This window comes from Streptomyces sp. NPDC001070 (assembly GCF_053598835.1).
On record NZ_JBSFLB010000009.1, the window covers coordinates 72,131 to 96,026 of the forward strand.

General features: G+C 71.3%; 21 protein-coding genes. 15 read left to right on the plus strand and 6 right to left on the minus strand.

What is annotated here, in order from left to right; all coding sequences use genetic code 11:
• Positions 1–45: 45 nt before the first annotated feature.
• The 5 genes from ACWDAS_RS13390 to ACWDAS_RS13410 all read right to left on the minus strand — a co-directional run bounded on the left by ACWDAS_RS13390 (position 46) and on the right by ACWDAS_RS13410 (position 5,283).
• A complete protein-coding gene (locus ACWDAS_RS13390; protein WP_450389348.1) occupies positions 46–1,287 on the minus strand; it encodes an RNA polymerase sigma factor in 1,242 nt (413 codons plus the stop codon).
• 8 nt (positions 1,288–1,295) lie between these two features.
• Complete coding sequence (locus ACWDAS_RS13395; protein ID WP_450389350.1) at positions 1,296–1,649, minus strand: YciI family protein; 354 nt, start codon at positions 1,647–1,649, stop codon at positions 1,296–1,298.
• Positions 1,650–1,738: 89 nt separating this feature from the next.
• Complete coding sequence (locus tag ACWDAS_RS13400) at positions 1,739–3,268, minus strand: helix-turn-helix domain-containing protein (protein ID WP_450389352.1); 1,530 nt, start codon at positions 3,266–3,268, stop codon at positions 1,739–1,741.
• A 14-nt stretch (positions 3,269–3,282) separates the two neighbouring features.
• Positions 3,283–3,783 (minus strand): methylated-DNA--[protein]-cysteine S-methyltransferase, encoded by a 501-nt coding sequence (locus ACWDAS_RS13405; protein ID WP_450389354.1) that lies wholly within the window; start codon positions 3,781–3,783, stop codon positions 3,283–3,285.
• 9 nt (positions 3,784–3,792) lie between these two features.
• Positions 3,793–5,283 carry an AlkA N-terminal domain-containing protein gene (locus tag ACWDAS_RS13410; protein WP_450389356.1) on the minus strand — a complete coding sequence of 497 codons (1,491 nt, stop codon included), beginning with the start codon at positions 5,281–5,283 and terminating at the stop codon, positions 3,793–3,795.
• A 134-nt stretch (positions 5,284–5,417) separates the two neighbouring features.
• Here ACWDAS_RS13410 and ACWDAS_RS13415 point away from each other — a divergent pair, with 134 nt between their 5' ends.
• A complete protein-coding gene (locus ACWDAS_RS13415) occupies positions 5,418–6,245 on the plus strand; it encodes an isocitrate lyase/PEP mutase family protein (protein ID WP_450389358.1) in 828 nt (275 codons plus the stop codon).
• A 350-nt stretch (positions 6,246–6,595) separates the two neighbouring features.
• Positions 6,596–9,310, plus strand: coding sequence for an aconitate hydratase AcnA (gene acnA / locus ACWDAS_RS13420; protein WP_450389360.1), 2,715 nt, complete (start codon positions 6,596–6,598; stop codon positions 9,308–9,310).
• A 64-nt stretch (positions 9,311–9,374) separates the two neighbouring features.
• Here the strand turns inward: acnA and ACWDAS_RS13425 are convergent, their stop codons facing one another.
• On the minus strand, positions 9,375–11,171 hold the full coding sequence (locus ACWDAS_RS13425; protein WP_450389362.1) for a BTAD domain-containing putative transcriptional regulator: 1,797 nt from the start codon (positions 11,169–11,171) through the stop codon (positions 9,375–9,377).
• A gap of 132 nt (positions 11,172–11,303) precedes the next feature.
• Between ACWDAS_RS13425 and ACWDAS_RS13430 the strand changes: the two genes are divergently transcribed.
• From ACWDAS_RS13430 to ACWDAS_RS13490, 13 genes are all read left to right on the plus strand, one after another.
• A complete protein-coding gene (locus ACWDAS_RS13430; RefSeq protein ID WP_450389364.1) occupies positions 11,304–11,852 on the plus strand; it encodes a TlpA family protein disulfide reductase in 549 nt (182 codons plus the stop codon).
• A gap of 81 nt (positions 11,853–11,933) precedes the next feature.
• Positions 11,934–12,116: a hypothetical protein gene (locus ACWDAS_RS13435; RefSeq protein ID WP_450389366.1), complete on the plus strand. Its 183-nt coding sequence runs from the start codon at positions 11,934–11,936 to the stop codon at positions 12,114–12,116.
• Positions 12,117–12,214: 98 nt separating this feature from the next.
• On the plus strand, positions 12,215–12,757 hold the full coding sequence (locus tag ACWDAS_RS13440; RefSeq protein ID WP_450389368.1) for a MauE/DoxX family redox-associated membrane protein: 543 nt from the start codon (positions 12,215–12,217) through the stop codon (positions 12,755–12,757).
• Positions 12,758–12,777: 20 nt separating this feature from the next.
• On the plus strand, positions 12,778–12,900 hold the full coding sequence (locus tag ACWDAS_RS13445; protein ID WP_450389370.1) for a hypothetical protein: 123 nt from the start codon (positions 12,778–12,780) through the stop codon (positions 12,898–12,900).
• Positions 12,897–14,759 carry an ABC transporter ATP-binding protein gene (locus tag ACWDAS_RS13450; RefSeq protein WP_450389372.1) on the plus strand — a complete coding sequence of 621 codons (1,863 nt, stop codon included), beginning with the start codon at positions 12,897–12,899 and terminating at the stop codon, positions 14,757–14,759. The genes ACWDAS_RS13445 and ACWDAS_RS13450 overlap by 4 nt, the downstream gene beginning before the upstream one ends.
• Positions 14,756–15,253 carry a S26 family signal peptidase gene (locus tag ACWDAS_RS13455; protein ID WP_450389374.1) on the plus strand — a complete coding sequence of 166 codons (498 nt, stop codon included), beginning with the start codon at positions 14,756–14,758 and terminating at the stop codon, positions 15,251–15,253. Before ACWDAS_RS13450 ends, ACWDAS_RS13455 begins: the two co-directional genes overlap by 4 nt.
• 361 nt (positions 15,254–15,614) lie before the next feature.
• A complete protein-coding gene (ngcE, locus tag ACWDAS_RS13460) occupies positions 15,615–17,039 on the plus strand; it encodes an N-acetylglucosamine/diacetylchitobiose ABC transporter substrate-binding protein (protein WP_450389606.1) in 1,425 nt (474 codons plus the stop codon).
• Positions 17,040–17,051: 12 nt separating this feature from the next.
• Complete coding sequence (locus ACWDAS_RS13465; protein WP_450389376.1) at positions 17,052–17,981, plus strand: carbohydrate ABC transporter permease; 930 nt, start codon at positions 17,052–17,054, stop codon at positions 17,979–17,981.
• A gap of 16 nt (positions 17,982–17,997) precedes the next feature.
• Positions 17,998–18,909 carry a carbohydrate ABC transporter permease gene (locus ACWDAS_RS13470; protein WP_450389378.1) on the plus strand — a complete coding sequence of 304 codons (912 nt, stop codon included), beginning with the start codon at positions 17,998–18,000 and terminating at the stop codon, positions 18,907–18,909.
• Positions 18,910–19,113: 204 nt separating this feature from the next.
• Positions 19,114–20,310 carry an ROK family transcriptional regulator gene (locus ACWDAS_RS13475; RefSeq protein ID WP_450389380.1) on the plus strand — a complete coding sequence of 399 codons (1,197 nt, stop codon included), beginning with the start codon at positions 19,114–19,116 and terminating at the stop codon, positions 20,308–20,310.
• Positions 20,311–20,456: 146 nt separating this feature from the next.
• Positions 20,457–21,557, plus strand: a complete 1,101-nt coding sequence (locus ACWDAS_RS13480; protein WP_450389382.1) for a sugar ABC transporter substrate-binding protein — start codon at positions 20,457–20,459, stop codon at positions 21,555–21,557.
• 218 nt (positions 21,558–21,775) lie between these two features.
• Entirely contained in the window at positions 21,776–22,567 is a 792-nt protein-coding gene (locus ACWDAS_RS13485; protein WP_450389384.1) for an ATP-binding cassette domain-containing protein, read from the plus strand.
• Positions 22,564–23,865, plus strand: a complete 1,302-nt coding sequence (locus ACWDAS_RS13490; RefSeq protein ID WP_450389386.1) for a sugar ABC transporter permease — start codon at positions 22,564–22,566, stop codon at positions 23,863–23,865. The genes ACWDAS_RS13485 and ACWDAS_RS13490 overlap by 4 nt, the downstream gene beginning before the upstream one ends.
• Positions 23,866–23,896 lie beyond the last annotated feature (31 nt).

Consider the following 23,896-nt stretch of genomic DNA (forward strand, 5'->3'; position numbering starts at 1 on the left):
CGCGCCCCCGCTGCGGCGTCGCCCGACCGGCTCCGGGCGCGCCGGTCAGGCCGGGCCGAGCGCCCGGCGGCGACGGCGCAGGAAGTCCCGTTCGGCCCCGTTCTCCGTACGGGCGATCGCCGCCCCGTACGCCTGGGCGGCCTCCGGGGTCCTGCCCAGGCGGCGCAGCAGGTCGGCGCGGACGACGTGGAAGGCGGCATAGCCGTCCAGGGCGAGGCCGTCCACGGCGGCCAGCGCGACGTCCGGACCCTCGACCTCGGCGAGCGCGACGGCGCGGTTGAGGGCCACCACGGGACCGGGGGCCACCGCCGCGAGCTGGTCGTAGAGCGCCAGGATCTGCCGCCAGTCGGTGGCGGCCGCGACCGGGGCGTCGCTGTGGACGGCGTTGATCGCCGCCTGGATCTGGTAGGGCCCGGGCCTGCCCCGCCGCAGACAGCGGCGGACCAGCGCCTGCCCCTCGTCGACCAGGGCCCGGTCCCAGCGCTCGCGGTCCTGCTCGGCCAGCGGCACGGGGGCGCCGTCCGGGCCGGTGCGGGCCGGGCGGCGCGCCTGGACGAGCAGCATCAGGGCCAGCAGGCCCAGCGCCTCGGGCTCGTCGGGCATGAGGCCGGCCAGCAGCCGGCCCAGGCGGATCGCCTCGGCGCACAGGTCCTCGCGCACCAGGCGGTCGCCGGAGCCGGGCAGGTACCCCTCGTTGAAGATCAGGTACAGCACCGCGAGGACCGCCCCGAGCCGGTCCGGCAGGTCGGCCTCGTCGGGGACCCGGTACGGGATCCGGGCATCGCGGATCTTGCCCTTGGCCCTGACCAGCCGCTGCGCCATGGTGGTCTCCGGGACGAGGAAGGCGCGGGCGATCTCGGCGGTGGTGAGACCGCCCAGCAGCCGCAGCGTCAGCGCGACCCGCGCCGCCGGGGCGAGCGCGGGGTGACAGCAGGTGAAGATCAGACGGAGCCGCTCGTCGCGCACGGGGCCCTCCTCGCCCGGCTCGTGGCCGTCCTGGCCGTCCTGCCCGCCCCGCAACAGGGCGGCCCGGGCGTGCCCGTCCGCGCGGGCCGCCTCGCGGCGCAGCCGGTCGATCGCGCGGTTGCGGGCGGTGGTGATGATCCACCCCGCCGGGCTCGGCGGCAGCCCGGTCTCCGGCCACCGCTGCAGGGCCGTGGTGAACGCGTCCTGGACCGCCTCCTCGGCGACGTCGATGTCGCCGAACCGGCGGACCAGGACGGCCACCGCGCGCCCGTACTCCTCGCGGAAGACGCGTTCGACCTCGGCGGCCTGGAGATCCGGCACGGCGGGTGTCAGTCCTCGATCTCGTGGGCGAACGGCCGGACCTCGATGGGCAGCGTGGTCACCAGGGCCAGCCTGCGGCCCCAGGCGAGCGCCGCGTCGAGGTCGGCCGCCTTGATGATCGTGAAGCCGCCGAGGTACTCCTTGCTCTCCGTGAACGGGCCGTCCGTGGTGAGCACCTCGTCGCCCTGCGGCCGCAGCACGGTCGCCGTGCTCGGGGCGTTCAGGCCCGCGCCGAACACCCAGGCCCCGGCGTCCTTCATCTCCCGGTTCAGGACGTCGAGGTCCGCCATGACCTTCGCCAGGAACTCGGGCGGGGGCGGGGCTCCCTCGGGCTGGTACACGCTGAGCAGATAGTGCTTCATCTCGGCCGTCCTCGCGGTCCGGGCCGGCCCTGCGCCGGCGTTCCACCCTCTACACGAACGGCGAGCGCCCGGATCGACACCCGGGCCGGTCAGATGTCGCGGAAGGTCTCGATCTGCGCCCCGATCGAGTTGAGCCGCTCGGCCAGGTCCTCGTAGCCGCGGTTGATGACGTACACGTTCCGCAGGACCGACGTGCCCTCGGCGGCGAGCATCGCCAGCAGGGTGACGACCGCGGGCCGCAGGGCCGGTGGGCACATCATCTCGGCGGTGCGCCAGCGGGTCGGGCCCTCGACCAGGACCCGGTGCGGGTCCAGGAGCTTGACGTTGGCGCCGAGCCGGGTCAGCTCGGTGAGGTAGATGGCGCGGTTGTCGTAGACCCAGTCATGGATGAGGGTCGAGCCCTGGGCGGTGGCGGCGATGGCCGCGAAGAACGGCACGTTGTCGATGTTGAGGCCCGGGAAGGGCATGGGGTGGATCTTGTCGATGGGGGAGCGCAGCTTGGACGGGCGCACGGTGAGGTCGATCAGCCGGGTGCGGCCGTTGTCGGCGGGGTACTCGGCCGAGCGCTCGTGGTCCAGCCCCATCTCCTCCAGGACCGCCAGCTCGATCTCCAGGAACTCCACCGGCACCCGGCGGATGGTCAGCTCGGACTCGGTGACCACGGCCGCCGCCAGCAGGCTCATCGCCTCCACCGGGTCCTCGGAGGGCGCGTAGTCCACGTCCCGGTCGATGGCGGCGACGCCGTGCACGGTCAGCGTGGTGGTGCCGATGCCGTCGACCCGGACGCCCAGCTCCTCCAGGAAGAAGCACAGGTCCTGGACCATGTAGTTCGAGCTGGCGTTGCGGATGACGGTGACCCCGTCGTGCCGGGCGGCGGCCAGCAGCGCGTTCTCGGTCACGGTGTCGCCGCGCTCGGTCAGCACGATCGGCCGCCGCGGGGCCACCGAGGGGGCGACCCGGGCGTGGTACATCCCGCTGGTGGCGGTCACCTCCAGCCCGAAGTGCCGCAGCGCGGTCATGTGGGGCTGGACGGTACGGGTACCGAGGTCGCAGCCGCCCGCGTACGGGATGCGGAAGCGGTCGGTGCGGTGCATCAGGGGGCCGAGGAACATGATGACGCTGCGCGTGCGGCGGGCGGCGTCGGTGTCCATGGCGTCCAGCTCCAGCCGTGCGGGCGGGACGATCTCCAGGTCGTTGCCGTCGTTGATCCAGCGGGTGCGCACGCCGATGCTGTTCAGCACTTCCAGGATGCGGTAGACCTCCTCGATCCGCGCGACGCGGCGCAGGGTGGTCCGCCCGGAGTTCAGCAGCGTGGCGCACAGCAGCGCCACGCACGCGTTCTTGCTGGTCTTGACGTCGATGGAGCCGGAGAGCCGACGGCCGCCCACCACGCGCAGATGCATGGGACCCGCGTAGCCGAGGGAGACGATCTCGCTGTCGAGCGCCTCACCGATTCGGGCGATCATCTCAAGGCTGATGTTCTGGTTCCCGCGTTCAATACGGTTCACCGCACTCTGGCTGGTCCCCAGGGCCTCCGCCAGCTGGGACTGAGTCCAGCCCCGGTGCTGGCGGGCGTCACGGATGAGCTTGCCGATGCGTGCGAGGTAGTCGTCTCCCATGGGGCGAGACTATCTCACATATGAGATGTCAACCCGAGCTCGAGGTCCAGAAGGTAGCGCTTGCGCTCCAGTCCGCCGCCGTAGCCGGTGAGACTGCCGGAGGCGCCGACCACCCGGTGGCAGGGGACGATGATGCCGACCGGGTTGCGCCCGTTGGCGAGGCCCACGGCGCGTGACGCCCCGGGGCTGCCGAGCTTGTCCGCGAGCTGACCGTATGTCATGACGGTGCCGTACGGGATGGCCCGCAGGCCTGCCCAGACGCGCTGCTGGAAGGGGGTGCCGCGCAGGTCCATCGGCAGGTCGAAGACGGTCAACTCACCCGCGAAATAGGCCTGGAGCTGCTCGGTGGCCCGCGCGAACGGGGACTCGGCCGGGTCGTGACGCGCGCCGAAGGACTCCTCGGGCGGGCGGTGGCGCTGCCCGGTCATGTAGAGACCTGACAGGACGCGGTCGGTCGCGACCAGGGTCAGCGGGCCGACCGGGCTGTCGATGAGGGCGTGTGTGCGAAGGGACATGATCGTTCCTCAGGCTCGGTCGGTCGGCAGGACGTTGATCGGGTGGTCGCCGGTGGCCCACAGGTGCTGGACGGCGTAGGCGCGCCACGGACGCCAGGCCGCGGCCCGCCGGACGAGGGCGGCGGGGGTGGCCGGGAGGCCCAGTTTTTCCGCGGCCAGCCGTACACCCAAATCGGTGGGGAGGAAGGCGTCGGGGTCGCCGAGGGCCCGCATCGCGACCGCCTCGACCGACCAGGGGCCGAAGCCCGGCAGCGCCGCGAGCTGCTGCCGCGCCTTCTCCCAGTCGCTGCCGACGTCCAGGTCGAGGCCGCCTCCGGTGAGCGCCTCCACCAGCGCGGTCAGCGTGGCCCGCCGGGTGCGCGGCATCGCCAGTGACTCCGGGTCCAGGGCCGTCAGCGCCCAGGGCGGGGGGAAGAGGCGGGTCAGCCCGCCCCCGGGGTCGGCGACGGGCTCCCCGTGCGCCGCCACCAGCCGTCCCGCCAGCGTGCGCGCCGCGGCCGTCGACACCTGCTGGCCGAGCACCGCGCGCACCGCGAACTCCGCGCCGTCCACCGTGCGCGGCACCCGGCGGCCGGGGTTCTTGTCCACGTACGGGGCGAGGAGCGGGTCCTCGCGGAGCAGCGCGTCGACGGCGACCGGGTCCGCGTCCAGGTCGAGCAGCCACCGGCAACGGCTGATCGCGTGCGACAGGTCCCGCCAGTCCGTGAGGGAGAGCCGGCAGGCGATGTGGTCGGGCCCGGGCCGCAGGGCGACGATCCCGTGGCCGTGCGGCAGCCGCAGCGTGCGGCGGTAGGCGCCGTCCCGCCACTCCTCCACGCCCGGTACGGCGGTCGCGGCGAGGTGACCGAAGAGGTTGTCGGGGCACAGCGGCGCCCGGAAGGGCAGCCGCAGCGCCACCGACCCCGAGACGACCTCGGCCCGGGAGGTGCGCCGCTGCCGGGCCGCCCGCGACCGCAGCTCGCTCGGAGTGATCGCGAAGACCTCGCGCACGGTCTCGTTGAAGGTGCGGATGCTGGTGAACCCGGCGGCGAAGGCGACGTCACCCATCGGCAGCTCCGAGGTCTCGACCAGCAGACGGGCCGTCTGCGCCCGCTGCGCCCGGGCCAGGGCCAGCGGCCCGGCCCCGAGCTCGGCCCGCAGCTGCCGCTCGACCTGGCGCGTGCTGTAGCCGAGCCGTGCCGCCAGACCCGGCACGCCGTCCCGGTCGACGACCCCGTCCGCGATCAGCCGCATCGCACGGGCCACCAGGTCCGCCCGCTCGTTCCACCGGGGCGAGCCGGGACTGGCGTCGGGGCGGCAGCGCTTGCAGGCCCGGAAGCCGGCCTGCTGGGCGGCGGCCGCACTCGGGTAGAACGTCATGTTCTGCGGTTTCGGGGGCATCGCCGGGCAGCCGGGACGGCAGTAGATGCGGGTGGTCAGCACCGCGGTGAAGAACCACCCGTCGAAACGGGAGTCCTTCGACTGAACGGCGCGCACGCAGCGCTCGAAGTCCTCATGCACATCCCCCAGCATCCGTGGGGCGGGCGGGCCGGGGCTAGCGAGAATCCGACATCGACGTGCGAGGCGGCGACACGGGACGTACGTGTCGGAAATCCGCCGGACGCGGGCCCCGGGCCGGTGATGGACTGCGGGACGTGATCAGCGAACTCAAGGCCAAGGCCGAACTCTTCCGCTCCCTTCACGTCCCCGGGCGCCCGCTGCTGCTGGCCAACGCCTGGGACGCCGCCAGTGCCCGCGTCGCCGAGCGCGCCGGGGCCGCCGCGATCGCCACCACCAGTTCCGGCGTCTCCTGGACCCTGGGCACCGCGGACGGCGACCACGTCGACCCGGGTCTCGCGCTGGAGCTGACCGCACGGGTCGCCGCGGCCGTCTCCGTCCCCGTCAGCGCCGACATCGAGGGCGGCTACGCGGCCGACCCGGAGGGCGTGGCGAAGACCGTGCGGGCCGTCCTCGCCGCGGGTGCGGTGGGGGTCAACATCGAGGACTCGTACACCGGCGGCCCCGAGCCGCTGCGCGCCCCCGCCAACCAGGCCGCCCGTATCGCCGCCGCACGCCGGGCGGCCGGCGAGGCCGGGGTGCCGCTGTTCGTCCACGCCCGCACCGACGCCTATCTGCGCGGCTCCGGCGACCTGGGGGAGACCCTGGAACGGGCCGCCGGTTACCTCGCGGCGGGCGCCGACGGGATCTTCGTGCCCGGAGTGACCGACCCGGACGTGGTCAGCGCCCTGGCCGAGGGAATCGACGCCCCCGTCGGCATCCTCGCCGGGCCCGGCGCGCCCCCGGTGTCCGTCCTCGCCTCCGCCGGCGCCGCGCGCGTCAGCCTCGGCAGCGCCGTCGCGGAGGCCGCCTACGCCCTCGTCGACCGCGCCACCCGCGAACTGCTGGCCGTCGGCACGTACGCCGCGCTGGACGGCGGCATCCCATGGGACGAGCTCAACGCCCTGATGCGGCCGGAAGCCTGAGGCGGGGGCTCGGGTGCCGTGGAGCGCGTCCGGAGGGCGTTGAGCCGAGCGGTGCGGCAGCACGTAGGGACGTAGCAGCGCCTCCCGGCCGTCGATTGGCCGGCAGCGGTACGGGAAGGCGTTAGTGAGGACGGCGTGCGGGTGCCTCGTGGAGCCGCGCGCAGGCGGCCCAGCGCATGACCCGGCAGCGGTGATGTATTAGAGTTATCTCGACATCGAGATATCTGCCGAGGCGCACCGCTGCCGCCAGAGGTAAGGCTCACCTTACTTAGCCTTACCTTAGCGGATCGGCCTGGGGGCCGTAGCGGCAGCATTGCGGTGGTACGCGCAAAGTTACGAAGGAGACTGTCGTGTCGGCGAACAGCTTCGACGCCCGCAGCACCCTGCAGGTGGGCGACGAATCGTACGAGATCTTCCGGCTGGACAAGGTCGAGGGCGCCGCGCGCCTCCCCTACAGCCTGAAGGTGCTGCTGGAGAACCTGCTCCGCACCGAGGACGGCGCGAACATCACGGCCGACCACATCCGCGCGCTCGGCAACTGGGACTCGCAGGCCCAGCCGAGCCAGGAGATCCAGTTCACGCCGGCCCGCGTGATCATGCAGGACTTCACCGGTGTGCCGTGCGTGGTCGACCTCGCCACCATGCGCGAGGCCGTCAAGGAACTGGGCGGCGACCCGTCCCGCATCAACCCGCTCGCCCCGGCCGAGCTGGTCATCGACCACTCCGTCATCGCCGACAAGTTCGGCACCCCGGACTCCTTCGCGCAGAACGTGGAGCTGGAGTACGGCCGCAACAAGGAGCGCTACCAGTTCCTGCGCTGGGGCCAGACCGCGTTCGACGAGTTCAAGGTCGTTCCGCCGGGCACCGGCATCGTCCACCAGGTGAACATCGAGCACCTGGCCCGCACCGTCATGGTCCGGGGCGGCCAGGCGTACCCCGACACCCTCGTCGGCACCGACTCGCACACCACCATGGTCAACGGCCTCGGTGTCCTGGGCTGGGGCGTCGGCGGCATCGAGGCCGAGGCCGCGATGCTCGGCCAGCCGGTCTCCATGCTGATCCCGCGCGTCGTGGGCTTCAAGCTGACCGGTGAGCTGCCGACCGGCACCACCGCCACCGACCTCGTGCTGACCATCACCGAGATGCTGCGCAAGCACGGTGTCGTCGGCAAGTTCGTCGAGTTCTACGGCGAGGGCGTGGCCGCCACCTCGCTGGCCAACCGCGCCACGATCGGCAACATGTCGCCGGAGTTCGGCTCCACCGCGGCGATCTTCCCGATCGATGTGGAGACCATTAACTACCTGAAGCTGACCGGCCGCTCCGAGCAGCAGCTCGCGCTCGTCGAGGCGTACGCCAAGGAGCAGGGCCTGTGGCTGGACCCGGCCGCCGAGCCGGACTTCTCCGAGAAGCTGGAGCTGGACCTCTCCACGGTCGTACCCTCCATCGCCGGCCCCAAGCGCCCGCAGGACCGCATCGTCCTCGCCAACGCCGCCGAGCAGTTCAAGGCCGACGTCCGCAACTACGTGGACACCGCGGACGAGTCGGGCAAGGAGTCCTTCCCGGCCTCCGACTCCCCGGCCGCCACGAACGGCGTGCCGACCCGCCCGACCCTGGTCACGGCCCCTGACGGCTCGACCTACGAGATCGACCACGGCGCCGTCACCGTCGCCGCGATCACCTCCTGCACCAACACCTCGAACCCGTACGTCATGGTCGCCGCCGCCCTGGTGGCCAAGAAGGCGGTCGAGAAGGGCCTGAGCCGCAAGCCGTGGGTGAAGACCACCCTCGCCCCGGGGTCCAAGGTCGTCATGGACTACTACGACCGGGCCGGCCTCACCCCGTACCTGGACAAGATGGGCTTCAACCTCGTCGGCTACGGCTGCACCACCTGCATCGGCAACTCCGGCCCGCTGCCGGAGGAGGTCTCCAAGGCCGTCAACGAGCACGACCTGGCCGTCACCTCGGTGCTGTCCGGCAACCGCAACTTCGAGGGCCGGATCAACCCGGACGTCAAGATGAACTACCTGGCGTCCCCGCCGCTGGTCGTCGCGTACGCCATCGCCGGCTCCATGAAGGTGGACATCACCAAGGACGCCATCGGCACCGACACCGACGGCAAGCCGGTCTTCCTGCAGGACATCTGGCCCTCCGAGCAGGAGGTCAACGAGGTCGTCGCCTCCGCGATCGGCCAGGACATGTTCAGCACCTCCTACCAGGACGTCTTCGCCGGCGACGCCCAGTGGCAGTCGCTGCCGATCCCGACCGGCAACACCTTCGAGTGGGACCCGCAGTCGACCTACGTCCGCAAGCCCCCGTACTTCGAGGGCATGGCCATGGAGCCGGACCCGGTCACCGAGATCACCGGTGCCCGCGTGCTGGCCAAGCTGGGCGACTCGGTCACCACCGACCACATCTCCCCGGCCGGCGCCATCAAGGCCGACACCCCGGCCGGCAAGTACCTCACCGAGCACGGTGTGGAGCGCCGCGACTTCAACTCCTACGGTTCCCGCCGCGGCAACCACGAGGTCATGATCCGCGGCACCTTCGCCAACATCCGCCTGCGCAACCAGATCGCGCCGGGCACCGAGGGCGGCTACACCCGCGACTTCACGCAGGAGGGCGGCCCGGTCTCCTTCATCTACGACGCGTCGCAGAACTACCAGGCCGCCGGCACCCCGCTGGTCGTCCTGGCGGGCAAGGAGTACGGCTCCGGCTCCTCCCGTGACTGGGCCGCGAAGGGCACCGCGCTGCTGGGCGTCAAGGCCGTCATCGCCGAGTCGTACGAGCGCATCCACCGCTCCAACCTGATCGGCATGGGCGTCCTGCCGCTGCAGTTCCCCGAGGGCGCCTCGGCGGCCTCGCTGGGCCTCACCGGTGAGGAGACCTTCTCGTTCTCCGGCATCACCGAGCTCAACGAGGGCACCACCCCGCGCACCGTCAAGGTGACGACCGACACCGGCGTCGAGTTCGACGCCGTGGTCCGCATCGACACCCCCGGTGAGGCGGACTACTACCGCAACGGCGGCATCATGCAGTACGTCCTGCGCTCCCTGATCCGCAGGTAAGGATCACCGCGCGCGACCGACGGGCCGCATCCCTCCCGGAGGGGTGCGGCCCGTCGGCGTACGGTCACCCGATCGGTGCCGGTGCCGCGCCCGCACTGCGGGCGTACTCCCGCACGAGGCGGTGCACCGTGAAGCGGCCACCGCCGCGGAAGTCCACCAGGTGCTCGGCGAACAGCAGGTCGAGCCGGCGGGCCAGCAGCCCGGGGTCGGCTCCGGTGAGCGCGGCCAGCACCGGGACAGTGGCACTGTCCCCGGGCAGCGTGCCCAGGACGCGCAGCAGACTGCGCGCGCCGGGCGTCAGCCGGTGGTACGAGCGGTCCAGCGCCGTGCGCACCGGGGAACGGCGGTCGCCGGGCACGGCGAGGCCGTCCAGGAGGCCGCCGTCCTCCAGGCCCGTCACGTGGTCCTCGATCGTGCAGTGCGGATGGGTGACCAGCCCGGCCGCCGCGATGCGCAGGGCCAGGGGGAGCTGACCGCACAGCGCCGCGAGCCTGCCCACCGCCGACGGCTCCGCCGCGGCGCGCCGCGCGCCGACGATCCGTGCGATCAGCGCCGTCGCCTCCCAGGGCTGTAGTGGCCCGAGGCCGAGCACCGCGGCATCGCCGGCCACGACCAGGCCGCCCATGCGGTTGCGGCTGGTGACCACCACCAGCGAGCCGGGGCCCGCCCACAGGAGAGGTCTGACCTGTTCCACGTCCACGGCGTCGTCCAGGACGAACAGGGCCCTCATCCCGGCCAGCGTCCGCCGGTACGCCGCCAGCGTGGCCGCCGGTCCCTCCGCCCCGCCGCGTCCGCGGTCCGGCTCGGCGCTTGCGGAGCGCAGCACCTCCCGCATCGCCTCGACCGGGGCGAGCGGCGGGCCGTCCGCGTGGCCGCGCAGATCGACGAAGTAACAGCCGTCGGGGAAGGCGGCCTTGTGCCGGGCGGCCCAGCACATCACGGTCGCGGTCTTCCCGGCGCCCGCAGCCCCCACCACGGCCACCCCACCGCCGGCGACCCGGGCGGCCGCCGCCATCCGGCTCAGCTGCGCCAGTTCGCCGCCGCGCCCGGTGAAGTCCGCCGGGCAGGGCGGCAGCCAGGACGGGACGGGCCGCACCGCCGTCCGCACCTGCGGTCGCCGCCGCTCGTCGCGCAGCACCCGGGTCTGGGCCTGCCGCAGCGCGTCGCCGGGGTCCAGTCCCAGCTCGTCGGCGAGCCGCTCCCGCATCTCCTCGAAGGCGCGCAGCGCGTCACTGCGCCGGCCGACCCGGTGCAGCGCGGTCATCCGCAGCGCGGCCAGGCCCTCGTGCAGGGGATGGCGCGCCGTCAGCGCGGCCAGTTCCGCGAGGAGCCCCTCGTGACGGCCGAGTTCAAGTTCGGCCTCGATCCGTTGGGCGGTCGCCGAGAGGAACGCCTCGTCGAAGCCGGCGCCGAGCCGCTGCCGCAGGGTGCCCGAGGCGACATCGCTGAGGACGGGCCCGCGCCACTGCGCCAGCGCCGCGGTCAACAGCCGGGACCGCTCCCGGGGCGACTCGGCCGCCTGCGCCTGCCGTACGAGGCCGTGGAAGCGGTGGATGTCCACCGCGTCGGGGTCCCCCTGGGCCAGGTATCCGTCGCCGTGCCGCACGATGCCGAAGCCGTACGCCTCCGCTCGCGCCGCGGAGAGGCGCGCCCGTAAGCGCGACACGTGCACCTGCAGGCTGCCGCGGGCCCCGGCCGGCGCCTCGCCGTCCCACAACAGGTCGATCAGGCGCGCCACCGGCACGACATGGCCCATGTCCAGCAGCAGGAGCCCGAGGAGGCACCGCTCCTTTCGGCGCCCGATGTCGAGGGAGCGTCCGCCGATCGACCATTCGACCCCGCCCAGCACTCGAAAACCCATTCCCCCATGCGTCATGGGGGCTGGTTGTATCAGCCACGCTCCGCGGGCGGCAAGCGTCCGGCAAGTCCATGGCCAGTGGCACCCGGCAGGCTCGGGCCACCGCACTGTCGATCTCTGGTGAAGGACGTGGCCATGCCGTTCGTCGTCGCGGGGCTGGTGCTGGTCGGAATCCTGGCCGCACTCAACCTCGGGCTGATCATCGTGATTCTTCGCCGCTGGCAGGAGCTCGAGGCGGTCGCCAGGACCGTGCGCGCTCCTGGGGAGGTCGCCGGCCCGGTCGTGGGAGACCGGCTGCCCGCGATCGACGCGGACGGCCCGCTCGCCCGGCTGCTCGCCCCCGCGGGCACGGCCGGCGAGGAGACCTTCCTCGGCTTCTTCTCCCTGGACTGCGGGTCCTGCGTCGAGGCCCTGCCCCACTTCGCCGAGTACGCCGAACGGGTGGCGTCCCGCGGCGGACGCACCCTCGCGGTGCTCCGGGGCGAGGACGCGGCCGGCAGCGAACTCGCCGGACGCCTGGGGGACATCGCGGCGGAGGTCGTCACCGAGGACCTGACCGCGCGGCTTTCGGGGGCGTTCGGGGTCCGCCGCTTTCCCACCTTCGTTCACTACGACGCGGACGGCTTCGCGATCCTCGCGGGCGCCGGATACCCGGCGCTCCAGGGCTACCCGGCCGCGGTCTGAGCCCGGGCGGCGCCGGGGACCACCCGGGCCGTCCGTAGCAAGTGCCCGTCCCTGTGCACCGCATCCCACGAAGGAGTAGGCATGATCACGTCATTGAAGCGCCACGCCTCGCGCGCCGTGGAGGCCCTGCTGCCCCGCGCCACCGCCTCGGCGATGTGCGAGACGGTCTGCTGGACGGAGCAGGTCACCAGCGTGCTGTGCGCCGACAAGTGCATCTACGGCAGCTGCAAGACCGTCACGCTCAGGACCTACTACTGCGGCTGACCCCCATGCGGCCTGGCCGGGGGTGCCGCCCCCGGCCAGGCCGCAGCCCGCGTCGGGGCGGGCCCGTCCTCGCCGGTCCGCCACCTATCGGGAGATCCATGTCCGCCGTGCTGCTCACCTGCAGGATCACCCTCGTCGCCGTGTTCGCGTTCGCCGGGGTGGCCAAGGCACGCGACCGGAGGGGCTTCGCCGGTTCGCTTGCCGCCCTCGGATTCCACCGGCCGGGTGCGCGGCGGACGGCCGCCGCGCTCGTCCCGCTCGCGGAGCTCGCCCTGGCACTGCTGCTCGCGGTGCCGCCGTGCACGACCGCCGGATTCGTGCTCGCCGTACCCTTCTGCGCCGTGCTCGCGGCCGTCCCGGCCGCGGCCGTCGCCCGCGGCCGGTCCGTGAGCTGCGCCTGTTTCGGGTCCACGACAGCCGTCATGGGCGGATGGCACATCGCGCGCAACCTCCTGCTGCTCGCGCTGGCCGGGACGGGCACGGCACTGGCGCTCACCGGCGGGACGACGCTCCCCGCCGCGGTCCCCGCGACCCTGCTCGCCGCGGGGACCGCGGCGCTCCTGACCACACTCATCGTCTTCACCGACGACTTCGCGGCACTGCTGCGCGCCCCGGCGGCGCCGCGGGCGGGCGGCGCGTGATCGCAGAAAGGGACTTTGCCATGCGGTACCTCGTCGCGGGATTCGTGCTCGTCTCGGCCGTCGTGGTCCTCGACCTCGTGCTGACCGCGGGGCTGATCAGACGCTGGCGCAGCCGGATGGTGCCGGACGGCGAATCCCGGTGACGGCCGGGGAGACGCCCGAGCAAGCGGGCGGTACCGGTGCGGCGGCCTCCTTCGGGCGCGGGCTCGCCGCCGCCTACCGGCTGGCGTTGCGGGCCTCGCCGGGGATGCTGGCGCTGCAGGCGGCCCTCGCGGTGGTGTCCGGGGCCGCGCCGATCGGGGTTGCGTGGCTGATGAAGTCCGTCCTCGACCGGCTCTCCCGCGGCCACCTCGACCTGGGGCAGCTGCTGTGGCCGGCCGCGGGGATCGGTGCCCTCACCGTCGTCCTGGCGGTCTGCCCCGCAGTGTCCGCGTACGCGGCCGGCCGGATCCGCCGGGCCGCCGGACTGCACGCCATGGACAGGCTGTTCGGTGCGGTCAACCGGCTGAGCGGCCTCGGCACGCTGGAGGACCCCGCCTTCCACGACCGGCTGCGGCTCGCCCAGCAGAGCGCGCAGACGGCCCCCGACCAGCTGGTCTCGGTGGGGCTGCAGACACTGCAGGGCGGGCTGACGGTGCTGGGCTTCGTGGCCACCCTCGCGGCGATCGGCCCGCTGATGGCCGTCGTCGCCCTGCTGGCCGCCGTGCCCGCGATGTTCGCCCAGCTCGCGCTGAGCCGCCGCCGCGCCGGGCTGGTGTGGAGCACCAGCCCGGCCGCCCGCCGGCAGCTCTTCTACCAGCAGCTGCTCACCGACCATCAGGCGGCCAAGGAGGTACGCCTGTTCGGGCTCGGCGACTTCCTGCACGGCCGGATGCTGACGGAACTGCGCGCGGTCAACCGCAAGGAGGACCGGCTGGAGGCGCGGGCGGTCGGGGTCCAGGCGTGCCTGGCCCTGCTGGGTGCCCTGCTCTCCGCGGCCGGCCTCCTCTGGGCGGTGCGCGAGGCGGCGGCCGGTGCAGTGTCGCTGGGTGACGTCTCCGTCTTCGTCACCGCCCTCGCCGGGGTGCAGTCCTGTCTCGGGACCCTGGTGCAGAACGTCGCCATGGGCCACCAGGCCGCCCTCCTGATGGGTCACTTCCTCGCCGTGACCGGGGTCCGGGACGACCTGGCACCGGGATCCCGCCCGCAGCCCCCGTCGGCGCTGCGCACGGCGCTGGAGCTGCGCGACGTGTGGTTCCGGTACTCCGACGACGGCCCGTGGGTGCTGCGCGGCGTGAACCTGTCCATCCCGTACGGCAGCAGTCTCGCCGTGGTCGGAGCCAACGGGGCGGGGAAGAGCACCCTGGTCAAGCTGCTGTGCCGGTTCTACGACCCGCAGCGAGGCAGCGTGCTGTGGGACGGGGTGGACCTCCGCGACATGCCCGTCGAGGAACTGCGCCGCCGGATCGGCGTGGTGTTCCAGGACTACATGGAGTACGACCTGACCGCCGCGGAGAACATCGGCATCGGCGACGTCGACAGGATCGGCGACGCGGACGCGATCCGTGCCGCCGCCGAGCGGGCGGACGTCCACACCAGCTTGGAGAAGCTTCCCCGCGGCTACGGGACGCTGCTCAGCCGACTGTTCTTCGTCGGCGAGGACGCGGACGACACCGCCACCGGGGTGCGGCTCTCGGGAGGCCAGTGGCAGCGCCTGGCGTTCGCCCGCGGACTGATGCGCGAGGGCCGGGACCTGATGATCCTCGACGAACCCAGCTCGGGGCTCGACGCCATGGCCGAGCGCCGGGTCCACGACCGGCTGCGGGAGCTGCGGTCGGGCGCCACGAGTCTGCTGGTGTCGCACCGGCTGAACGCCGTCCGCCAGGCCGACGCCATCGCCGTCGTCGGCGACGGGCAGGTCGTCGAGTACGGGGCGCACGACGACCTGCTGGCGGCCGGCGGCACGTACGCGCGGATGTTCCGCACCCAGGCCGAGGGGTACCAGGCCGGGGTCCCGTCGTGAGCCCGGGCCTGCCGGCCGCCCTCGTCGCGGCCGCCGTGATCGCCGTCGCCGTCGGTGCGCCTGCGGTTGCGCGGCGGCTGCTGGTGGCGGTGACGGTGTCCGGCGACAGCATGTCCCCGGCGCTGGCGGACGGGGACGTGGTCCTGGTCCTGCGCCGGGGGCTGCGGGCACGCCGGGGCCGGGTCGTGGTGGTCGACCGGCCCGAACCGCTGACCGGCTGGCGGGCGACTGCCGCGACCGGAGCGGTGGACGAGACGCACTGGTACGTCAAGCGCGTCGCCGCGGCCGGGGGAGACCCGGTACCGTCCTGGGCCGCCCGCTGCCCCGGTCGGCTCGTACCGCCGGGGATGCTCGTCCTCCTCGGGGACCATCCCGGCTCCGAGGACTCCAAGCGGTGGGGCTACTGCCCGGCCGGCCGCCTGCACGGGACCGTGCTGCTGCGCCTGCGCGGATCCGGCCCCGCCGTGGTGCGCCGGGTTACTCCGTTGGGGTGAACCAGGTGCTCCCGAACCGCGGCCCGTCACCGCTCGATGAGCATGAACGGGCCGCCGCCGTGTGCGGATCGCGGAGGTAGGCCGCATTTCGGGGAGGTCTCAACTCGGGAAAGCCCACGGACAAACCTGCGTTCGATCTTGCCTCGCCCAAGGGAAGTGGACTATACCTGTCGGCGTCCAAGGGCTCGCGAACCCGAGCCGAAGGCGGGGGGAACGGCGGGCGCCCGGCTCGTGGAGAAGCCCTCACCTCGGCGGACGCGCACAACCAGACGAAGATGCACCACCCAAGCTTCAACTGATCGCGGTCGTCGGCGAATTGCGCTGCACCGCACGAGTCCTGGAGAAGGCGAGGGCTTTGAGCATGGGATCCGACATCAACCGCCGGGATCTGATCAAGCGCGCAATGGCGGTGGGCCTGGTGGCCGTGCCGGCCGCTTCGCTCCTCAGCGCATGCGCCACCTCGGGCGGCAGCGACGATGACGGCAAGAAGAAGCCCGCCGGCAAGACCACCGCCAAGAACCCGCTCGGTGTGAAGAAGGGCGCGCCCATGGAGGCGTTCATCTTCAAGGGCGGCTTCGGCGACGACTACGTCAAGAACGCCGAGAAGGAGTACAACTCCACCTACGGCGTGACCGTCAAGCACACCGGCACGCAGGCGCTCGGCCCCAAGCTGCAGCCACGCTTCGCCGGCGGCAACCCGCCGGACGTCATGGACAACTCCGGCGCCGACAACCTCGACACCGCCTCGCTGGCCGCCCAGGGCAAGCTCGCCGACCTCACCCCGCTGCTCGACGCGGCCACCATCGACGACCCGAGCAAGAAGGTACGCGACACCCTCGTCGCCGGCACCATCGAGCAGGGCCAGTACGGTGGCACCGAGGTCTACGCCCTCAACTACGCCTTCACCGTCTACGGCACGTGGTACTCGCAGAAGCTCATGAAGGACAAGGGCTGGGAGTACCCCCAGACCTTCGACGACATGATCAAGCTCGCCGGGGAGATCAAGAAGGCGGGCATCGCCCCCTTCACCTACCCGGGCAAGTACCCGTACTACGTGCACTTCGACCTCTTCGCCCAGATCGCCAAGGTCGGCGGCCTGGAGGGGCTCGTCGCCATCGACAACCTCGAGGACGGCGCCTGGCAGACGGACGCGGTCAAGCAGGTCGTGGCGTACTACGAGGAGCTGGCCGCCAAGGGCTACTTCCTCAAGGGCTCCGAGGGCATGACCCACATCCAGTCGCAGACCGCCTGGACCAAGGGCAAGGCCGTCTTCATCCCGAACGGCTCGTGGGTGGAGAACGAGGCCGCGCCGACGATGCCGCAGGACTTCGAACTCGGCGTCGGCGCCCTCCTGGGCACCGGCAGCAGCGACAAGCTGCCGTTCGGCGCGATCCGCGCCGCCTCGGGTGAGCCCTTCATCGTCGCCAAGGACGGCGCGAACCCCGAGGGCGGCATGGAGTTGCTGCGCATCATGCTCAGCAAGAAGCACGCCCAGGCCTTCACCACCTCCCTGAAGTCGCTGACCTGTGTCGCCGGCGCCGAGGAGGGCCTGACCCTGACGCCGGGCCTCACCTCGGCGAGCGCGGGCCTGAAGGCGGCCGCGGCGAACGTGGTCAACCCGCGCTTGCAGGACTGGTACCCCAAGCTCTGCAACGAGACCATCGGCGGTGCCACCGGCCAGCTGCTCACTGGCAAGATCAAGGCCGATGAGTGGATCAAGCGGGCGCAGAAGGGTGCGGACGACACCAAGAAGGACTCGTCGATCAAGAAGTTCAAGCACGCCTGACGGGACGAGGCCATGCGACACGGCAAGTACCGGTTCATCGCCGGGTTTCTCGCGGCTCCACTGGCGTTGTACGCCGTCTTCGTGATCTCGCCGTTCCTCCAGGCGTTCCAGATCTCGATGACGGACTGGAGCGGCCTGACGCCCGACATGAACTTCATCGGAGTGGAGAACTACGACAAACTGCTGCACAACGACCTGTTCTGGCAGGCCTTGTGGCACAACGTCATCCTTCTCCTGGTGGTGCCAGTCGTGACGCTGGCGCTCGGCCTGTTCTTCGCCTTCATGCTGAACGTCGGTGGCCGCCGCAGAAGGGGTTCGGCGGCGGTCACCGGCGTCAGGGGGGCGGGCCTGTACAAGATCGTCTACTTCTTCCCGCAGGTGCTGTCGATCACGATCGTCGCCGTCCTGTGGCAGCAGATCTACAACCCCGACCCGGACGACGGGCTGCTCAACTCGCTGCTCGGGGCGGTCGGCCTGACGTCGCTGCAGCAGTCCTGGCTCGGCGATCCCAACCTCGCCCTCGCCTGCATCATGGTCGTGATGATCTGGTGCAACGTCGGCTTCTACGTGGTGCTGTTCTCGGCCGGCATGTCCTCCATCCCGACCGACATCTACGAGGCGGCACTGCTGGACGGCGCGAGCCGCGGCACGACCTTCTTCCGCATCACCCTCCCCCTGCTGTGGGACACGGTCCAGACCGGCTGGGTCTACATGGGCATCATCGCCATGGACGCCTTCGCGGTCGTGCAGATCATGTCCGTCCAGGTGGGCGGGCCCGACCACGCCACCGAGGTGGTCCCGCTGCTGCTGTGGAAGACGGCCTTCCGCGACAGCAGCCAGTACGGCCTCGCCGCGGCCATGGGCATCGCGATGCTGATCGTCACCATGGTGTTCGCCGTCCTCACGATGCGCTTCTCGCGCCGTGAGCGGATCGAGTTCTGAAGGACGGGAAAGGCAAATGGCGACGGACACCGTACAGGTGGAGAAGCGCGACTCCCGCGACGCACGACGGCAGGCCGTCCGCTGGAAGTGGCGCAGCAGCGAGGGCGGCGTGCTCAACGTCTTCTCCCACGGCTTCCTCATCCTGTGGGCGCTCATGGTCGGCGTCCCGCTGCTGTGGGCCCTGTGGAGCTCCTTCAAGACCGACGCCCAGATCCTGGGGTCACCGTGGTCGCTCCCGACCGAGCTGCACTGGGAGAACTGGGGCCGCGCCTGGACGAAGGCCAACATCGGCCAGTACTTCCTGAACACCTTCGTCGTGGTCGGCTTCTCCACGACCGGCACGATGATCCTCGGCTCGATGGCGGCCTATGTCCTGGCGCGCTTCGAGTTCCCGGGGAACCGGTTCATCTACTTCTTGTTCGTGGGCGGGATGGCCTTCCCGGTGATCATGGTGCTGGTCCCGCTGTTCTTCGTCCTGAAGAACATGAGCCTGCTCAACACCGTGCCGGGGCTGGTGCTGGTCTACATCGCGTACTCGCTGCCGTTCACCGTCTTCTTCATGACGGCGTTCTTCAGAACGCTCCCGACCACGGTGGCGGAGGCGGCGCTGATCGACGGTGCCTCCCACACCCGGGCGTTCTTCCAGGTGATGCTGCCGATGGCGAAGCCGGGCCTGATCAGCGTCGGCATCTTCAACATCCTCGGTCAGTGGAACCAGTACCTGCTGCCGCTGGTGCTCAACCAGGGCGAGACCCGGCAATGGGTGCTCACCCAGGGCCTGGCGGACCTCGCGGTCCAGCAGGGGTACAAGGGCGACTGGTCCGGCCTCTTCGCCGGACTGACCATCTCGATGCTGCCGGTCCTGGTGGTCTACGCGGTGTTCCAGAAGCAGGTCCAGGCCGGCCTGACGGCCGGCGCGCTCAAGTAGTCACCCTACGCAGTCACCGGCCCGAAACGGAAGCGGTCCCGCCAGATGCGGGGCCGCTTCTGGATTATTCGGGCATTCCCATAGCGGTCTGGTTCTCCCCCTTGACGGGACGCGGACCAAAAGGCTTGCTTAGAGTTCACATGTTGTAGACGACGGGGTCTCATCGGCGTGGCTCCCGTCCGGTTCGGCAGGAGTGGAATGGTCGTGGAGACTCCGGGATCCCAGTCGTCGCTGCACCGGGCCAACCTCGAACGGGTGGTCCGGGCCGTACGGATGGCGGGTTCGCTGACGCAGGCGGAGATCGCCCGTACGACGGGGCTGTCCGCGGCGACGGTCTCCAATATCGTCCGCGAGCTGCGCGACAACGGGACCGTGCAGGTCACGCCGACGTCCTCGGGGGGCCGCCGGGCCCGCGCGGTGGCGCTGTCCGGGGACGCCGGCGTCGTCGTGGGCGTCGACTTCGGCCACTCCCACCTGCGGGTGGCGGTCGGCAACCTGGCCCACCAGGTGCTGGCCGAGCAGTCCGAGCCGATCGACGTGGACGGTTCGGCCTCCGAAGGCTTCGACCGGGCCGAGCAGCTGGTCGCGCGGCTGATCCAGTCGAGCGGCATCAGCGCCGACAAGGTGATCGGCGTCGGTCTCGGCGTCCCGGGCCCGATCGACGTGGAGACCGGCGCGCTGGGCTCCACGGCGATCCTGCCGGGGTGGGGCGGCATCAACCCGCGCCAGGAGCTGGCCGAGCGGCTGCGCATGCCGGTGCAGGTGGACAACGACGCGAACCTCGGCGCCCTGGGCGAGCTGGTCTGGGGCGGCGGCCGCGGCGTGAAGGACCTCGCGTACATCAAGGTGGCCAGCGGTGTGGGCGCAGGGCTGGTCATCGACGGCCGCATCTACCGCGGCCCCGGTGGCACCGCGGGCGAGATCGGCCACATCACGCTGGACGAGTCCGGTCCGGTCTGCCGCTGCGGCAACCGCGGCTGCCTGGAGACCTTCACCGCCGCCCGCTACGTCCTGGACCTGCTGCGCGGCAGCCACGGCCCCGACCTGACCATGGCGCGCATGGTGCAGCTGGCCAGGGAGGGCGATCCCGGCTGCCGGCGGGTGATCGCGGACGTCGGCCGGCACATCGGCATGGGCGTCGCGAGCCTGGCCAACCTGCTGAACCCGAGCCGGGTGGTGCTGGGCGGTGACCTGGCGGAGGCCGGAGAGCTGGTCCTGGCGCCCATCAGGGAGTCCGTGGCGCGCTACGCGATCCCCAGTGCCGCCCGTCGGCTCTCGGTCGTCTCAGGCGGCCTGGGCGCTCGCGCGGAGGTGCTGGGCGCCCTCGCGCTGGCGCTCAGCGAGGTGGGGGATTCATCCCTTTTGGATGCTAATGTTCCCGCAGCGGTTGCTGTGTTGTAGAGATCACTCTGCGTTCATCTAGATAACGAAACGCACCGTTGCCATCTCGTTAAGTATTTACTTCTTGACGTCAAGGCTGTTGCCGAGTTGACTCACGCTCACCTCGGCCGCAGTCTCTTGCGGCCCTGTCAGGGAGGCAACCCCACATGAACGCAATGATGCGTCGCGTCGTCATCGGCACCGCGGCCGTCTCCATGGCCCTTTCCGTTGCTGCGTGCGGCAAGGCCGGCGACAACAAGGCGGGCGGCGGCAGCAGCAGCGACAGCAAGAGCAAGACCATCGGCCTGCTGCTCCCCGACAGCGTCACCGCGCGCTACGACCAGTTCGACAAGCCGCTCTTCGAGGCCAAGGTCAAGGAGCTGTGCGCGGACTGTGACGTCCAGTACGCGAACGCGGCCGGCGACGCGGGCAAGCAGGCCCAGCAGGTCAGCACCATGATCACCAAGGGTGTCAAGGTCATCGTGATCAGCGCCCAGGACGCCGCGGCCATCAAGTCCTCCGTCCAGGCGGCGGTCGACAAGGGCATCAAGGTCATCGCCTACGACCGTCTCGCCCAGGGCCCGGTCTCCGCGTACGTCTCCTTCGACAACGAGAAGGTCGGCGAGCTCCAGGGCCAGGCGCTGCTCGACGCGCTGGGCGCCAAGGCCAAGCCGTCGGCGAACGTCGTCATGATCAACGGTGACGACGCCGACCCGAACGCCGCGCTGTTCAAGCAGGGTGCCCACAAGATCCTCGACGGCAAGGTCAAGATCGCCTACGAGCAGAGCGGTCTGTGGAAGGACACCGTCGCCAACCAGAAGATGACGGCGGCCATCACCCAGCTCAAGGCCAAGAACATCGCGGGCGTCTACTCCGCCAACGACGGCATGGCCGGCGGCATCGCCACCGCCCTCAAGGGCGCCGGCATCAGCGGCATCCCGCTGACCGGTCAGGACGCCGAACTCGCGGGCATCCAGCGGATCATCGCGGGCACCCAGTCGAGCACCGTCTACAAGGCGTTCAAGCCCGAGGCCGACGCCGCCGCCCAGCTCGCGGTGAACCTGGTCGAGGGCAAGAGCATCGACTCGCTGGCCACCACCTCGCTGACCAGCGGTTCCGGTGACAAGGTCCCGTCCCAGCTGCTGACCCCGGTCTCGGTCACCAAGGCCAACGTCAAGGACACGGTGATCGCGGACAAGCTCTACACGGTGGACCAGATCTGCACCGCCGAGTTCGCCAAGGCCTGCGCGGCCGCCGGCATCAAGTAACCCGGGCCGGCCTCCGGCCCACCGGAGGCCGCCCGCGCGAAGCCTGTCCGACGCCCGCCTCACTCAAGACCCCGCTGCCGGGGCGGGCGTCGGACGGAACCACTGCACATGCCGAGGACTGGCTTCGCGCACGTTCATCTTGTAAACCTGTGCCTTGCGCACAAAACTCCGCGCCTGTCCTCAAGCGCGGCATCCCCGCCGGTCAGGCGGCGAAGGAGATGGTTCACGTGTCCGCTACGCCCGTGCTGGCGTTGCGCGGAGTCTCCAAGCGATTCGGTGCGGTCCAGGCACTCACCGATGTCGACCTGGAGGTCCACGCCGGAGAGGTCGTCGCGCTCGTCGGCGACAACGGCGCAGGAAAGTCGACCCTGGTCAAGACGATCGCCGGTGTGCACCCCATTGACGAGGGCGTCATCGAGTGGGAGGGCAAGCCGGTCAACATCAACCGGCCGCACGACGCCCAGGGACTCGGCGTCGCCACCGTCTACCAGGACCTCGCCCTCTGCGACAACCTCGACGTCGTGGGCAACCTGTACCTCGGTCGCGAACTGCTGCACGCCGGCGTGATCGACGAGGTCACGATGGAGAAGCGTTCCCGCGAACTCCTCGGCACCCTGTCGATCCGCATCCCGAGCGTCCGCATCCCGATCGCCAGCCTGTCCGGTGGACAGCGGCAGGTCGTCGCGATCGCGCGCGCGCTGATCGGCGACCCCAAGCTGGTGATCCTGGACGAGCCCACCGCCGCCCTCGGCGTCGAGCAGACCGCCCAGGTCCTCGACCTGGTCGAGCGGCTGCGCGAGCGTGGCCTCGCGGTCATCCTGATCAGCCACAACATGGTCGACGTCAAGGCCGTCGCGGACAAGGTGGCCGTACTGCGCCTCGGCCGCAACAACGGCGTGTTCGACGTCAAGAGCACGTCCCAGGAAGAGATCATTTCCGCCATCACCGGTGCCACGGAGAATGCCGTGACCCGCCGTCAGGGGCGGCGCAGCACGGAGGCGGCAAAGTGAGCGACACCTCGAAGACCGTGAAGACGGAGAAGGCCGCGTCCTCGGTGGAGGACCCCACCTCGGCGGCGGTCCCCCTCGTCGACCCGCGGCTCCTGGTCCGTGAGGAAGGCCTCAAGGGCTACCTCACCGAGTTCAAGCGCAAGGTGCGCGGTGGCGAGCTGGGCTCGCTGCCGGTCATCATCGGCCTGATCATCATCTGGACCGTCTTCCAGAGCCAGTCCAGCGAGTTCCTCACCGCCGGCAACCTGTCCAACATCGGCTTCTTCCTGGCCGCCACGGGCATGCTCGCCATCGGCCTGAACTTCGTCCTGCTGCTGGGCGAGATCGACCTGTCGGTGGGATCGGTCAGCGGTCTGGCCTCGGCCCTCTTCGCCATCCTGGCGACCACCCACGGGATGAACCCCTGGCTGGCGCTGCTCCTCACCATCGCGACGGGCATCGTCATCGGCGCCCTGCACGGCTGGTTCTTCGCGAAGCTCGGCGTCCCCGCGTTCGTCGTCACCCTCGCCGGCTTCCTCGGCTGGAACGGCCTGATGCTGCAGCTGCTCGGCGACAGCGGAAGCCTCTCCATCCAGGACTCCGGCCCGCTGCACATCCTGGGCCAGCAGTCCTTCTTCCTGGACAAGGACATCTCCGGCGCCTACCTGCTGGCCGGCCTCGGCACCGTGGCCATGCTCGCGGGCTCGCTGATCGACCAGCGCCGTCGCCGCACGGCGGGCGTCCCGTTCCGGCCCACGAGCGAGATCGCGCTGCGGGTCGGCGCCCTGGCCGTGGTCGCGTTCATCTCCGCGTACGTGCTGAACCAGGCGAACGGTGTGCCCAACGCCCTGGTGATCTTCCTCGCGGCCCTGGTGATCATCGACTTCGTGCTGCGTCGCACGGCCTACGGCCGCAAGATCTTCGCGGTCGGCGGCAGCATCGAGGCCGCCCGCCGGGCCGGCATCAACGTCGCCCTGATCCGCATCTCGGTCTTCGCCATCTCCGGCGCGTTCGCGGCGATCGGCGGCCTGTTCTTCGCCGCCCAGACCTACACCGCCTCGCTCGGCGCGGGCGGCGGCAACACCCTGATGCTGGCCATCGCGGCCGCGGTCATCGGCGGCACCAGCCTCTTCGGCGGCCGCGGAAACGTTTGGTCCGCGCTGCTCGGCATGCTGGTCATCCAGTCCATCCAGACCGGCCTGGACCTGCTCAACATGAACACCGCGCTCCAGTACATGATCACCGCCGCGGTGCTGCTCGCCGCCGTGGTCATCGACTCGGTGTCGCGCAAGAGCCAGAAGGCCGCGGGCCGCGGCTGAGGGTCCGCACCGCACCAGTGGCGTGACGTGC